General features: G+C 70.7%; 11 protein-coding genes. 4 read left to right on the top strand and 7 right to left on the bottom strand.

The window, feature by feature from the left end; translation table 11 throughout:
* Window positions 1-59 precede the first annotated feature (59 nt).
* From ACGFW6_RS28490 to ACGFW6_RS28500, 3 genes are all read right to left on the bottom strand, one after another.
* Window positions 60-1,709: an EAL domain-containing protein gene (locus tag ACGFW6_RS28490; protein WP_393515740.1), complete on the bottom strand. Its 1,650-nt coding sequence runs from the start codon at window positions 1,707-1,709 to the stop codon at window positions 60-62.
* Window positions 1,710-1,956: 247 nt separating this feature from the next.
* Window positions 1,957-3,147 (bottom strand): lipid-transfer protein, encoded by a 1,191-nt coding sequence (locus tag ACGFW6_RS28495; RefSeq protein ID WP_393515743.1) that lies wholly within the window; start codon window positions 3,145-3,147, stop codon window positions 1,957-1,959.
* Window positions 3,144-3,569 (bottom strand): Zn-ribbon domain-containing OB-fold protein, encoded by a 426-nt coding sequence (locus ACGFW6_RS28500; protein WP_393515779.1) that lies wholly within the window; start codon window positions 3,567-3,569, stop codon window positions 3,144-3,146. Before ACGFW6_RS28500 ends, ACGFW6_RS28495 begins: the two co-directional genes overlap by 4 nt.
* 167 nt (window positions 3,570-3,736) lie before the next feature.
* Here ACGFW6_RS28500 and ACGFW6_RS28505 point away from each other — a divergent pair, with 167 nt between their 5' ends.
* Together ACGFW6_RS28505 and ACGFW6_RS28510 are read left to right on the top strand one after the other, a co-directional pair.
* Entirely contained in the window at window positions 3,737-4,549 is an 813-nt protein-coding gene (locus ACGFW6_RS28505; RefSeq protein ID WP_393515746.1) for a M15 family metallopeptidase, read from the top strand.
* Window positions 4,550-4,596: 47 nt separating this feature from the next.
* Complete coding sequence (locus ACGFW6_RS28510) at window positions 4,597-5,133, top strand: NUDIX domain-containing protein (protein ID WP_393515749.1); 537 nt, start codon at window positions 4,597-4,599, stop codon at window positions 5,131-5,133.
* On the opposite strand, the gene ACGFW6_RS28515 is transcribed toward ACGFW6_RS28510, so the two are convergent.
* Window positions 5,124-7,502 (bottom strand): TIM-barrel domain-containing protein, encoded by a 2,379-nt coding sequence (locus tag ACGFW6_RS28515; RefSeq protein WP_393515752.1) that lies wholly within the window; start codon window positions 7,500-7,502, stop codon window positions 5,124-5,126. The genes ACGFW6_RS28510 and ACGFW6_RS28515 overlap by 10 nt on opposite strands.
* A 212-nt stretch (window positions 7,503-7,714) precedes the next feature.
* Between ACGFW6_RS28515 and ACGFW6_RS28520 the strand changes: the two genes are divergently transcribed.
* Together ACGFW6_RS28520 and ACGFW6_RS28525 are read left to right on the top strand one after the other, a co-directional pair.
* The gene (locus tag ACGFW6_RS28520) at window positions 7,715-9,682 is read left to right on the top strand and encodes an acetoacetate--CoA ligase (protein ID WP_393515755.1); all 1,968 of its coding nucleotides are present in this window, start codon (window positions 7,715-7,717) and stop codon (window positions 9,680-9,682) included.
* A gap of 183 nt (window positions 9,683-9,865) precedes the next feature.
* Entirely contained in the window at window positions 9,866-10,765 is a 900-nt protein-coding gene (locus ACGFW6_RS28525; RefSeq protein WP_393515758.1) for a hypothetical protein, read from the top strand.
* A 71-nt stretch (window positions 10,766-10,836) separates the two neighbouring features.
* Here the strand turns inward: ACGFW6_RS28525 and ptsP are convergent, their stop codons facing one another.
* From ptsP to ACGFW6_RS28540, 3 genes are all read right to left on the bottom strand, one after another.
* Window positions 10,837-12,507 (bottom strand): phosphoenolpyruvate--protein phosphotransferase, encoded by a 1,671-nt coding sequence (gene ptsP / locus ACGFW6_RS28530; protein ID WP_393515761.1) that lies wholly within the window; start codon window positions 12,505-12,507, stop codon window positions 10,837-10,839.
* A gap of 82 nt (window positions 12,508-12,589) precedes the next feature.
* Entirely contained in the window at window positions 12,590-13,039 is a 450-nt protein-coding gene (locus tag ACGFW6_RS28535) for a PTS glucose transporter subunit IIA (RefSeq protein WP_393515764.1), read from the bottom strand.
* A gap of 250 nt (window positions 13,040-13,289) precedes the next feature.
* Window positions 13,290-13,494 (bottom strand): hypothetical protein (locus ACGFW6_RS28540; protein ID WP_393515767.1); only part of this gene is annotated, 205 nt, incomplete at its 5' end.

The raw sequence follows: 13,494 nt of genomic DNA on the forward strand, positions 1-13,494 counted from the left end.
TGCTGTGCTGAGGCCCGCGGGTGCCTTTCGGCCACCGCCGACCTCGTGGGGACAGCGTCTCACCCCCTGCCGGGCTCCGCCACCGCGCAGCCAGCCGCGGGTGCCGCTTCCACTCCGCGCAGGATTTCGTGCCCGGGCAGTCCGGCGCGCCCGAGGACCCAGCTCGCGCCGCTGAGTGACTTCGCGGCCTTCTTCAGCGGCGCCAGACAGGAGGCCGCCTGGCGGTGATCCGTCACGCTTCCGGGTTCGCACAGGACGGTGGCCAGGGACAGCGTGACGGTGCGTCCCCCCGCCGACCAGGGCGCGTCCAGCACCGAGATGGCCAGCGGATTCAGCCCCTCCGGATCCGCGAGGACCAGGAAGTCGTCCCCGCCGATATGGCCGACGCGGGTGGTGTCCGTCGCCACGTGCTGCAGCGCCCGCCCCACGGAGCGGATCAGCTCGTCGCCGGCCGCGAACCCGGCACCGTCGTTGACCTGCTTGAAGTGGTCCACGTCCAGCCAGCTCAGTGCGAACCTCCGCCCGTCCGCGATCCGCCGGTCCACCTCGCCGGTGATCGCGTCCGACCCGGGCAGCCGGGTCAGCGGATTGAGCCCGGCGGCCTCCTCGACCCGGTTCTCGGCGAGCGCCCGCACCAGGTCCGCCAGCCGTACGACGCCCACGCACCGGCCGAACCGGTCGACCACGGCGACGTCGTCCGAGGTGCGGTCCCGGCCGCCGTCCGCGACGACGTCCAGCACCTCCCATGCCGTGGCGTCGACGCCCACCGTGCGCGGCGGATCTCCGAGCTTTGCCGCGGGCCGGTCGGCGTACAGGGCGTGGCCGTAGCGGCCCGACATCGACAGCAGGAAGCGGGAACGGTGCACCGACCGCACCGGGACGCCGTGCATGTCCACCAGCAGTACCCCGGACACCTCCGGGGAGCCGGTCAGCAGCGCCCGCACCTGTCCGGCCGACGCGGTGGCGGGCAGCAGGGCCGCCGGCCGCACGAACTCGCGCACCGAGGGTCCCGAACGAGGCGTAACCGCCAGTCCGGTCGAACGCGGCGGAACGTATACCTCCGCCGCGGGCAGCCGGGCCGGTGGAGCGAACAGCTCGCCCTGGGCCAGCTGCGCACCCGCCGCTCGTGCCGTGGCGCACTGGAGCTCCGTCTCCACCCCCTCGACGCACACGAGCGCTCCCAGTTGCTCGCACAACGCCCGCATCGCACTGATCGCCGCCGGCCGCGCCAGCAGGGACGCGTCCAGTTTCAGCAGCTCCGGTGACATGTCCGTCAGCAGCCGCAGCGGGACGTCCCCGTCGCCGACGCCGTCCGCGCTGATCCGGAACCCCTGGTCCCGCAACGCGCCCACGGCTTCCAGCAGCGCCTGCTGGGGCACGTGCGTGTACGGCGGGCCGATGTCGATCGTCACCTCCCACGGCAGCCGCCCCGCCGCGCGGACGGCGTCGTGCAGGGGCGTCAGCCCGCCGAGGTCGCCGAGGGTGCCGGCGAACACGTTGACGTACAGGGGGAGCAGTGTCTCCTTGCGAGCCGCCGCACGGAACGCCAACACGGCGAGCTGGCCGTCGAGATCGGGATCGCGGCGCGCCTCGGCCAGGACGTCGCCGGTCTCCGGGCGGGCCAGTATCTCCAGCCCCGCGACCCCTCCGGTGGTCAGATTGACCACCGGTTGGAAAGCGAAGCGGAGAGTATCCGTCCAGGAGTGCACGGGAGCATGATTGCGCCGCCTGAGCGCGCCCGAGCCCAGTTCATGAGACGTTCACGCAGGATTCCGGCCCGCTCACGCTGCGTAGATAAATGCTGATCGTTCTGGGTGCGACGAGGTCGAGGTGACGTTGCTGACGAGGCCGACGCGGGCGGTGCCGACGAGGCCGACGCGACGTTGCCGACGAGGCCGACGCGACGTTCTCATGACCACGCGCCCGGCTCCGGCCCGCGGTCGTCGCGCCCCGCTCTCAGCGCACCGCGACCACCGCCGACCCGTGCCCGAACAACCCCTGGTTCGCCGCGATCCCCACCCGCGCACCGGCGACCTGCCGGTCACCCGCGGCTCCCCTCAACTGCCAGGTCAATTCGCATACTTGGGCGATGGCCTGGGCCGGAACCGCCTCGCCGAAGGAGGCGAGGCCGCCGCTCGCGTTCACCGGCAGGCGACCTCCCAGCGCTGTCGTGCCCTCTCTCAGCAGCTTCGCGGCCTCGCCTTCGCCGCACAGCCCGAGGTCCTCGTACCACTGCAACTCCAGTGCGGTGGACAGGTCGTAGACCTCCGCGAGGGACAGGTCCTCGGGTCCGATCCCGGCCTCCTCGTAGGCGGCGCGGGCGATCGACTCCCGGAACGTCTCAGCCGCCGGCCGCACCGCCACCGCGGAGTCCGTCGCGATGTCGGGCAGGTCCAGCACGGTGTTGGGGTAGCGCGGCGTCACCGTGGAAACCGCGCGTATCCGCACCGGGTGCGCCACTGAGTGTCGACGTGCGAAGTCCATCCCGGCCAGCACGAGCGCCGCGCCTCCGTCCGACGTCGCGCAGATGTCGAGCAGCCGCAGCGGATCGGCTACGACGGCGGAGGCGGCGACCTCGTCGGCGGTGACCGCCTTGCGATAGCGGGCGTTGGGGTTGAGCGCGCCCAGGGCGGAGTTCTTGACCTTGACCTGGGCGAAGTCCTCAGGGGTGTCTCCGTGCAGGGCCATCCGCCGGCGCGCGTACAGCCCGAAGTAGGTCGGATTCGTGGCCCCCAGGACGCGGAAGCGCAGCCAGTCCGGATCGTCGGGTCGGTCGCCGCCCGCCGGCCGGAAGAAGCCCTTGGGGGCGGCGTCGGCGCCCACCACGAGCACCACGTCCGCGAGCCCGGAAAGTATCTGCGCCCGCGCGGTGTTGACCGCCTGGGCGCCCGACGCGCAGGCCGCGTACACGCTCGCGACCCGGGCGCCCTGCCAGCCGAGCGCCTTCGCGAACGTCGCCCCGGCCACATACCCCGGATAGCCGCCCCGCACGGTGTCCGCGCCGACGATCGACCCGATGTCCCGCCACTCCAGGCCTGCGTCGGCGAGCGCCGCGCGTGCCGCCGCCGCGCCGTACTCGACGAAGCTTCGTCCCCACTTGCCCCACGGATGCATGCCCGCGCCCAGCACCGCCACGTCGTCCGTCATGCCGTCACCCCCGTCGGCCGCCACTGCCAGGTCGTCCAGGTCGTCTCCGCGTCCTCATGGAGCACGCCGGGCACGACCTCCACCTCCATGCCCACCGTCAGATCGGCGACGGTGACCCCGGGAGCCGCCTGTCCCAGCACCACGAGGCGCTCGGACTCCAGCTCCACAGCGATCAACGTGCACGGCTCCCACGGAAGTTCCGGATCGCTCACATAGGGTGACGGAGGCCGGTACCGGCTGTCCGTGAAGGACCAGACGCGGCCGCGTGGGCAGAGGTGAAATTCCTCCAGTTCACCGCCCCGGCAGCTGGGATTCCGGCAATGCGTGTCCTCGCGGGGAAAGAACACCGAGGTACACGCAGAGCAACGAGTGCCGATCAGCCGGAAGTCCTCCCCGTCGCCGGAGAACCATCCGGCGACCACAGGCGTACGCGTGCGTGGCATATCCCCTCCGGGCTAGTCATCTGACGGAACGTCAGAAAGTGTGCCACGGTTGACGGGTCAGCGGCAGGGCGTCGGATTCGGCCTTCGGAAGGAACCGCAGCCGATCACTTCCCGGGCGGACCGCGCACCTGATAGATGCAGGAGACATGACACGACTCTGGACCCTGGCGCGGCGACTGACCGTCACCCTCGCCACGCTGTTCGCCGTGACCGCCGCACCCGCGACCGCCCAGGCGAAGACCGGGACCGACAAGGCGCCGAAGGACTTCGTGGCGCTGAGAACCGTGGATCCGACCATCATCCAGGAGATGCGGTACTTCACCCCGCACAACTTCGTCGGCGAACGCATCGACGGCTACCGGCAGCCCCTGTGCATCCTCACCCGGCCCGCCGCCGAAGCGCTCCACAAGGCGCAGACGCGGCTCCTGCGGCAGGGGTACTCGCTCAAGGTGTACGACTGCTACCGCCCACAGCGCGCCGTCGACCATTTCGTGCGCTGGGCCGAGGACCTCGACGACGAGGCCATGAAGGACGAGTTCTACCCGAACGTCGACAAGGCCCGCCTCTTCCTCGACGGGTACATCGCGGAGAAGTCCGGCCACAGCCGCGGCTCCACCATGGACCTGACCATCGTCAGGCTGCCGGCCAGGCCGACCCGGCCCTACGTTCCCGGCGAGACCCTGGTGCCCTGCTACGCGCCGAAGGCCGAGCGCTTCCCCGACAACTCCGTCGACATGGGCACCGGCTTCGACTGCTTCGACACCCTCTCCCACACGCTGGACCCGCGCATCCAGGGCGAGCAGCGCGCCAACCGGCTGCTCCTCAAGAGCACCCTCGAAGCCCTCGGATTCGTGAACCTCGCCGAGGAGTGGTGGCACTACACGTACAAGCCGGAGCTCTACCCGGACACCTACTTCGACTTCCCCGTGTCCTCGAAATCCCTCACGCCGCACAAGTGACCGGCCCCCGGAAGACGCCCTTCCACTCATCGGATACAGTCCGCCGCGTGTCCGAAACTCAAGCCTCCGTTCCCAACTCCGCAGCGAACTCACACTGTTCGACCTGCGGCGCGCCCTACGGAGAGGGCGTCTCCGGCTGGCCGCGCACCTGCCCGGTGTGCGGCGCCGTGGCCTACCGCAATCCGCTGCCGGTGGCCATCGCACTCCAGCCCGTGTACGACACGCAGGGCACCGCCCTGGTCGTCGTCACCCGCACCATCGCCCCCGCGCGCGGGGGCATCGCCCTGCCCGGCGGTTACATCGACGACCGCGAGGACTGGCGCCAGGCCGTCGTCCGCGAACTCGGCGAGGAGACCGGCATCGACGCGGCCGGCCGCGACGTACGCCTCGTCGACGCGATGAGCTCCCCGGACGGGCACCTGCTGCTGTTCGGCCTCCTCCCGGAGCGGCCCGCCGACCGTCTGCCGACGTCGGCCGCCACGGACGAGACCGAGGGCTGGCAGCTCCTGCGCAGGCCGGAGGAGCTCGCCTTCCCACTGCACACGCTGGCCGTGCGGGCCTTCTTCGAAGGCCGCTACATCTGAGCCCCACCCGCGCCGAGCCCGCGTACCCGTACCGGACGGGGTGACGGGATCAAGCCGTCCTCGTGGTCCAGCTCGACGATCACCCGGTCGCCCTGCCAGCGGGTGACGTAGCGCTCCATCTCCGGCTCGTCCCAGCCGTCACCCGCATCCGGCACCACCAGCCCGCCCCCGGCACGTCCCCGGGCGGGCGCCCACACCTCCAGTTCCAGCCCGCCGTCGTCCCCTCGCACGGGGACGACGGCGCCCGAGCGCGCCAGCACCGGGATCCGCGACAAGGGCGCGTCGACGAGCACCTGCCCCGGCCCTTCGTACGCCCGCTCCGTCGCCGTGTCGTACCAACGCCCGCGCGGCAGCTGCACGGCACGCCGGTCGGCACCCGGATCCAGCACCGGGGCCACCAGCAGACCGTCGCCGAGCAGAAACGCATCCTCACACTCGCGCAGCGTGCGGTCCTCAGGCGCCGACCACCACACCGGTCGCACATAGGGCGCCCCCGTCCGACGGGCCAGATGCGCCAGCGTCATGAAGTACGGCAGCAGCCTCCTGCGCTCGACGAGCGCCACGCGCGCGTGCTCCAGCACCTCGGGACCGAACTCCCAAGGCTCCCTGCGCCCCGCCCGCAGACTCGCGTGTGTACGGAACAGCGGCAGATACGCCGCCAACTGGAACCACCGCAGATACAGCTCCGGCGACGGACTCCCGTCGAAGCCGCCCACGTCCGGCCCCGAGAACGGCACCCCGCACAGACCGAGCCCCATGACCAGCGACAGCGACGCCCGCAGCCCGGGCCAGCCCGTGGCCACGTCCCCGGACCAGGCGCCCCCGTAGCGCTGCATGCCGGCCCAACCCGAGCGCGAGAACACGAAGGGGCGCTCCCCGGGAGTCAGTTCACGCAGTCCTTCGTAGCCCGCTCTGGTCATGCACAGGCCGTAGACGTTGTGCGCCTCCCGATGATCGCCGCCCCGCCCCTCCAGGGAGTGCCTGGCCGAGCGCGGCAGCGTCGACTCCCCGAACGCGGTGAACGACGTCGGCTCGTTCATGTCATGCCAGAAACCCGCGAAACCCTGAGCCAGCCGCTCCTCGTACAGCCCACCCCACCACTGCCGCACGCGCGCGTGCGTGAAGTCGGGGAAGACCGCCTCCCCGGGCCACACCACACCCCGTACGACCTCCTCCGAGGCGTCCCGCACGAACGCGTCCAGCGCCGTCCCCGCGTCGTACACGGCGTTGCCCGGGTCGGCCTTGACCGCCGGATCCACGATCGACACCAGGCGGATCCCGTCCCGGCGGAGATCCTCGGCGAGCTGCGGCAGCTTGGGAAAGGCCTCATGGTCGACCGTGAACACCTGGTGCTCGTCGTAGTGGTCGATGTCCAGATGGACCGCGTCCAGCGGCAGATCCCGCTCCTGGTACCCCGAGACGATCCGGCGCACCTCCTGCTCGCTGCCGAACCCCCAGCGCGCGTGATGGTGCCCGAGTGCCCACGCCGGCGGCAGCGCCGCCGTACCCGTCAGGGAGGCCCACACGAGCAGCACGCGCGCGGGCGTGCCCACCATCACCCAGCACCGCAACGGACCGCCGTCCATGCGCAGCTCGCTGGTCCCCGCCCGGTCATGACCCGAACCCGCGCCCTCCTCGCCCTCCCGCAGCGTCACGGTGCCGTCCCACGAGGTGTCGTGGAACACCAGGTGCGTCGCGGCGTCCGCCGCGACCAGCTGCACCGGCATCGTGATGTACAGCGGGTCGTCGCCAGGGCCGAACGAACGCCCGGGATCGGTGTTCCACAACGAGTAGGTGCCGTCCCTGAGCCGGGGCCCTGACGCCCGCCCCCCGAGCCCGAAGAACCGCGCGTCCGCGGCCACCTCCGACCGCTGCATCCACCGCGCCGGACCACCCGCGACCGGCTCCCACCAGCGCGGCGGCAGGTCACGCCGCAGCGTCACACCACCGGGCGTCAGCACCTCCACGGCGCCGTGCCGCGAGATGACCACCGTCACCCGCTCGGCCACGACCCGCCAGCCACCATCCTTGTCGGGCTCCAGGACCGCCCTCGGATCCGGCTCCGGACAGCGGCCCGCCAGCGCGTACGACGGCTCGGGAGCCGCCCCGTCCCAGCCCCAGAAGACCGCCCCGTTCACCGCCACGGTCACGCACAGCTCGGACCGGCTGAACCGGATCACACCGCCGCCCGGACCGGGCCGCACTTCCTGCACGGGCCCGGGCACCCGGGCGCGCTCGGCACCCCGGGGCGGCAGCCCCGCGGCGTCCGCGCGCTTCCTGCGCCACGCCGCGCGTACGGTACGCAACCCCTGGGCCGCCCCCACAGAACCGACCACCTTCATCGAACGCACCAGGTCACGACCGTCCATGCTGCTCAGCCTGCCATTCGCTGCCCCACGCGCGGGTGCCGTTCAACTGCCGTTCACCCGTGCCGGGACCACATCTTCACGACACGGACTATGTGGGGCGGCCCCTGGTGCAGAAGTCGATCACATGGCATCGTCCGTGTCATCCGCGTCACGCGCACACCCCCGCCGTGCGCGGAAGACGCACACGACGCGCACAGTCCGGGAGCCGCTCCATGTCGATCGTGAACCCCCAGCCGCTGTGGCAGCCAGACCCGCAGCGCATCGCCCGAGCACAGGTCACCCAGTTCCAGGCCTGGGCGGCCGAGCACCACGGCGCTCCCGCCGAGGGCGGCTACGAGGCTCTGCACCGCTGGTCGGTCGACGAACTGGAAACGTTCTGGAAAGCCGTCACGGAGTGGTTCGACGTACGCTTCGCCACCCCCTACGCGCGCGTGCTCGGCGACCGCTCCATGCCCGGCGCCGAGTGGTTCCCCGGCGCGACCCTGAACTACGCCGAACACGCCCTGCGCGCAGCCGCGACCCGCGCCGACGAACCCGCGCTCCTGCACGTCGACGAATCCCACGAGCCACGCCCGGTCACCTGGTCCGAGCTGCGCCGCCAGGTCGGCGCCCTCGCCGCCGAGCTGCGCGCCCTCGGCGTACGCCCCGGAGACCGCGTCAGCGGCTACCTCCCCAACATCCCGCAGGCCGTGGTCGCCCTCCTCGCCACGGCGGCCGTCGGCGGCGTCTGGACCTCCTGCGCCCCCGACTTCGGCGCCCGCAGCGTCCTGGACCGCTTCCAGCAGGTCGAACCCGTCGTGCTGTTCACCGTCGACGGCTACCGCTACGGCGGCAAGGAGCACGATCGCCGCGACACCGTCGCCGAACTGCGCCGCGAACTGCCGACCCTGCGAGCGGTCGTACATATTCCGGTTCTCGGCACCGAGGCCCCCGAAGGCGCTCTGGAGTGGTCGGCCCTGACGGCCGCCGACGAGGAGCCCGTCTTCGAGCAGGTCCCCTTCGACCACCCCCTCTGGGTGCTCTACTCCTCCGGCACGACCGGCCTCCCCAAAGCCATCGTCCAGTCCCAGGGCGGCATCCTCGTCGAGCACCTCAAACAACTCGGCCTGCACTGCGACCTGGGCCCCGAGGACCGTTTCTTCTGGTACACCTCGACCGGCTGGATGATGTGGAACTTCCTCGTCTCCGGCCTGCTCACCGGCACCACGATCGTCCTCTACGACGGCAGCCCCGGCTATCCCGACACAGGCGCCCAGTGGCGCATCGCCGAACGCACGGAAGCCACCCTCTATGGCACCTCGGCCGCCTACGTCATGGCCTGCCGCAAGGCCGACGTGCACCCCGCGCGCGACTTCGACCTCTCCAAGGTCCAGTGCGTCGCCACCACCGGCTCCCCCCTGCCGCCCGACGGCTTCCGCTGGCTGCACGACGAAGTCCGCGACGACCTCTGGATCGCCTCCGTCAGCGGCGGCACGGACGTGTGCTCCTGCTTCGCGGGAGCCGTACCCACGCTGCCCGTGTACGTCGGCGAGCTCCAGGCCGCCGGCCTCGGTACCGACCTCCAGTCCTGGGACCCCAGCGGCAAGCCCCTCGTCGACGAGGTGGGGGAACTCGTCGTCACCAACCCCATGCCCTCGATGCCGATCCACTTCTGGAACGACCCCGACGGCAGCCGGTACCACGACAGCTACTTCGACACCTACCCCGGCGTATGGCGTCACGGCGACTGGATCACGATCACCTCGCGCGGCTCCGTCGTCATCCACGGCCGCTCCGACTCGACGCTCAACCGCCAAGGCGTCCGTATGGGGTCGGCCGACATCTACGAAGCCGTGGAGCGCCTCCCCGAGATCAAGGAATCCCTCGTCATCGGCATCGAACAGCCCGACGGCGGCTACTGGATGCCCCTGTTCGTGCACCTGGCTCCGGGCGCCGTACTCGACGAGACCCTCCTGAACCGCATCAAGCAGACCATCCGCGAACAGCTCTCACCGCGCCACGTCCCCGACGAGGTCATCGAGGTCCCCGGCGTCCCGCACACCCTCACCGGCAAGCGCATCGAGGTCCCGGTCAAGCGCCTTCTCCAGGGCACGCCCCTGGCCAAGGCGGTCAACCCCGGCTCCATCGACAACCTCGACCTCCTCCACTTCTACGAGGAACTCGCCCGCAAGCGCGCCTGACCGCCCGCCGTCGGCCTCGGAGTCCTATGAGGGTCCGAGGCCGACGGCAAACCGTCCGCACCCCCTTCCACCTGCACGATCACGAGGGCTCCGGCTCCACGGAGCTCCCACCCCCGACGCCGTTGTCAGTGCCACCGGTTACTGTGAGTGAGCATTGATCGACTGCGTACCAGGGGGAAAAACATGGCGCACACGGACCACCAGACGATGCGACGCGTTCTGCGCAGCGAGATCGCCGGCACGATCGGCCTGCTGACCGACGAGCACGACTTCCGCGCCATGCGGCGCTACCGCAGCTTCACGTTCGACGACCACAAGATCTATCTGGAACAGGTGGAGGCCCTCCTCAGGACCCGAGCCTCCCAAGGCGGCCATACGACGATCGCCCTCTTCGACCCACAGGAGTACGCGGAGTTCTGCGCGGAAACCGGCCTCGATCCCGACGCCGCGTCGAGCCGCACCCGCTTCACGGCCCACCTCGCGACCACAGGGCCGACCCTCCCGTACGACGGCCGGCCGCTGTCGGACGTCGTCCCCGCCCTCGTCGACGAAGCCGTCCGACAAGCCACCTGGGAGTACGCCTCCATCCTCCTCGCCCGCCTCGGCACCTGCGCCACCTGCGGAGAGGACATCGGCCGAGCGGCCTTCACACGCGCCTCCCACCTCCTCGTCCGCATCCTCGACACGGCCCCGCCGGGCAGTCGACACCTCGTATGCAGCGTCACCGGAACCCCGGAAACACTCCTCTCCGTACTGCATGTCGACGAGGACGACCAAGGCGCGACACACCTCCGGGAGGCCGAAGCCCTCGAGTTCACCACTGTTCTCGCCCTCGGCCTCGCCACACGGAGCCCCGGCGGACTCGTGATGCGGACCAGCGCTCCCGGCACCACCGACCGGATCTACGGATGGCGCCTGCGCGGAGACGGACTGGAACCCCTCACCGCGGGCGAGGTCTTCGACGCCTACTGCACCGACGTCGAATCCGGCGACCTCATCTCCCCGGAATCAGGCGTCGACTACTGCGTGCCCCCGGACCTCGGAGGCGGAAGCGACCCGACTCCGCCCGGACACCACCACTGAGACGCGGCAGGGGCGCCCACCCGAAGGTGGAGCGCCCCTCAATCACCAACCTGCGGCCGCAGTCGTCCGGCCTACTCGCCCGACAGCACAGCCTGAGCGGCGTTCCGCGCCTCCTCGGCGCTGTCCGCCGCCCGTGCGGCCGCGGCCGCACGCTCACACTGCGCCAGCGTGTACTTCGCCAGCGTCGCCCGGACGTAAGGAATGGACGCCGAGCCCATCGACAGGGAGGTGACACCCAGACCGGTCAGCACACAGGCCAGCAGCGGGTCGGCCGCGGCCTCACCGCAGACACCACAGCTCTTGCCCTCGGCCTTCGCCGCTTCCGCGGACAGCGCGACCAGGTCGAGCAGCGCGGGCTGCCACGGGTCCTGAAGGCGGGAGACCGCACCCACCTGACGGTCCGCGGCGAAGGTGTACTGCGCGAGGTCGTTCGTCCCCAGCGACAGGAACTCCACCTCCTGAAGGACCGAGCGTGCCCGCAGCGCGGCGGAGGGGATCTCCACCATCGCGCCGAACTTCGCCTGCAGCCCGGCGTCACGGCACGCGTCCGCGAACGCCTTGGCGTCGGCACGGTCCGCCACCATCGGGGCCATGACCTCAAGGTAGACGGGCAGCCCCTCCGCCGCCTTCGCGAGCGCGGTCAGCTGGGTCCGCAGCACGTCGGGGTGGTCCAGCAGCGTCCGCAGACCACGCACGCCCAGCGCGGGGTTCGGCTCGTCGGCAGGCGTCAGGAAGTCCAGCGGCTTGTCCGCACCGGCGTCCAGGACACGCACGACGACCCGGCCCTCGGGGAAGGCCTCGAGAACCTGTCGATAGGCCTCGACCTGCTTCTCCTCCGACGGCGCCTTCTTGCTGTCGTCGAGGAACAGGAACTCCGTACGGAACAGACCGACGCCCTCGGCACCGGCCTCGACGGCGGCCGGAACGTCCGCCGGACCGCCGACGTTCGCCAGCAGCGGCACCTTGTGACCGTCGGCGGTGGCACCCGGCCCCGTCGACGCCGCGAGCGCTGCCTTGCGAGCGGCGGCTGCCGCTTCCAGCTCCGCCTTCTTCTCGGCGCTCGGGTTCACGAAGATGTCGCCGGTGCTGCCGTCGACCGCGATGAACGTGCCCTCGGCGAGCTCACCGGCACCCGGCAGCGCGACCACGGCCGGCACACCGAGCGCCCGCGCCAGAATCGCGCTGTGACTCGTGGGCCCGCCCTCCTCGGTGACGAACCCGAGCACGAGGGTGGGGTCGAGCAGCGCCGTGTCGGCGGGCGCGAGGTCACGCGCCACCAGGACGTAGGGCTCGTCGCTGTCCGGCACACCCGGCATCGGGACCCCGAGCAGGCGAGCGACGATACGATTCCGCACATCGTCGAGGTCGGCCACACGACCGGCGAGGTACTCACCGGCACCGGCCAGCAGTTCGCGGTATGCGGCGAAGGCGTCGTACACCGCCCGCTCGGCCGTGCTTCCCACAGCGATCCGCCGGTCGACGTCCGCCATCAGCTCGGGGTCCTGGGCCATCATGGCCTGCGCCTCGAGCACCGCCTGGGCTTCGCCCCCCGCCAGGTTGCCGCGCGCCATCAGGTCGGCCGCCACAGCTTCCACCGCCTTGCGGGCGCGCCCCTGTTCACGCTCCGCGTCCTCGGCCGGAATCTGCTTGGCAGGCGGTTCCAGGACCGCCGTCCCCATGTGCCGAACCTCGCCGATGGCCACACCGTGGCTCACGCCGACGCCTCGCAGCGTTGTCTCCATCTCACCCGTCTCCGATAGTGCGGCGGGTCCGGCCGCCGCGGTGGTTGTCGTCCTTACTCGCCGTCATACGACGGCACCGACGTCACTTCCAGGTGAAGAGACTGTCGCCGGCCTTCACATCGCCGCTGTCACGCAGTTCGGAGAGAGCCTCGGCCGTGGCCTCGAGGGCGACGATCGGGCACACCGGGGACTTGCCGGCCGCTTCGACGGACGCCGGGTTCCAGCGCACGACGGCCTGACCCCGGGTGACGGTGTCGCCCTTGTTCACGAGCAGCTCGAAGCCCTCGCCGTTGAGCTGCACGGTGTCGATGCCGAGGTGGGTGAGCACCCCATGACCCTGGTCGTCCACGACGACGAAGGCGTGAGGGTGGAGAGAGACGATGACCCCGTCCACGGGCGAGACGGCCTCGGAGGGCTCACGCACGGGGTCGATCGCGGTGCCCGGGCCGACCATGGCGCCGGAGAAGACGGGATCCGGTACGGACGCCAGTCCGACGGCGCGTCCTGCCAGTGGGGACGTCACGGTGGTCATGGGAAACCTCCCAGGGGTGGAGATCGTTATGGGCCGTCGCTACCTGTGCCGGACAGCACACTGTTCAGCAGCGTATGTCACATGAAGTGCCGGTTCCGCGTGGGCACCCCAGAGTGGTCTAGACCATACCGTAAATCGATTTGCACGCGCTCCGTGGCCACGTGTACAGTCGTACTCCTGCCTGGGGCTGAGAGACGCAACTTGGTGTCCTTGCCCGGCAGCACCTAACTTGTCAGATCCTATCTCGGGGTCACTTTCTGCATGCCTGCAGAACGGTGGTCAAGGGGCCGGAAAAACACTGATAGAGTTTGGAACACCGAAGGGAAGCGCCCGGAGGAAAGCCCGAGAGGGTGAGTACAAAGGAAGCGTCCGTTCCTTGAGAACTCAACAGCGTGCCAAAAATCAACGCCAGATATGTTGATACCCCGTCTCCAGCATCTGCTGGGGCGAGGTTC

The sequence above is a fragment of the Streptomyces sp. Y7 genome, from assembly GCF_043195415.1.
Taxonomy (GTDB): domain Bacteria; phylum Actinomycetota; class Actinomycetes; order Streptomycetales; family Streptomycetaceae; genus Streptomyces.

Coding starts and splice junctions, on each gene's coding strand:
- ACGFW6_RS28520 (WP_393515755.1), top strand. CDS start 7,715: ATGTCGATCGTGAACCCCCAGCCGCTGTGGCAGCCAGACCCGCAGCGC.
- ACGFW6_RS28515 (WP_393515752.1), bottom strand. CDS start 7,502: ATGGACGGTCGTGACCTGGTGCGTTCGATGAAGGTGGTCGGTTCTGTG.
- ACGFW6_RS28535 (WP_393515764.1), bottom strand. CDS start 13,039: ATGACCACCGTGACGTCCCCACTGGCAGGACGCGCCGTCGGACTGGCG.
- ACGFW6_RS28495 (WP_393515743.1), bottom strand. CDS start 3,147: ATGACGGACGACGTGGCGGTGCTGGGCGCGGGCATGCATCCGTGGGGC.
- ACGFW6_RS28525 (WP_393515758.1), top strand. CDS start 9,866: ATGGCGCACACGGACCACCAGACGATGCGACGCGTTCTGCGCAGCGAG.
- ptsP (WP_393515761.1), bottom strand. CDS start 12,507: ATGGAGACAACGCTGCGAGGCGTCGGCGTGAGCCACGGTGTGGCCATC.
- ACGFW6_RS28505 (WP_393515746.1), top strand. CDS start 3,737: ATGACACGACTCTGGACCCTGGCGCGGCGACTGACCGTCACCCTCGCC.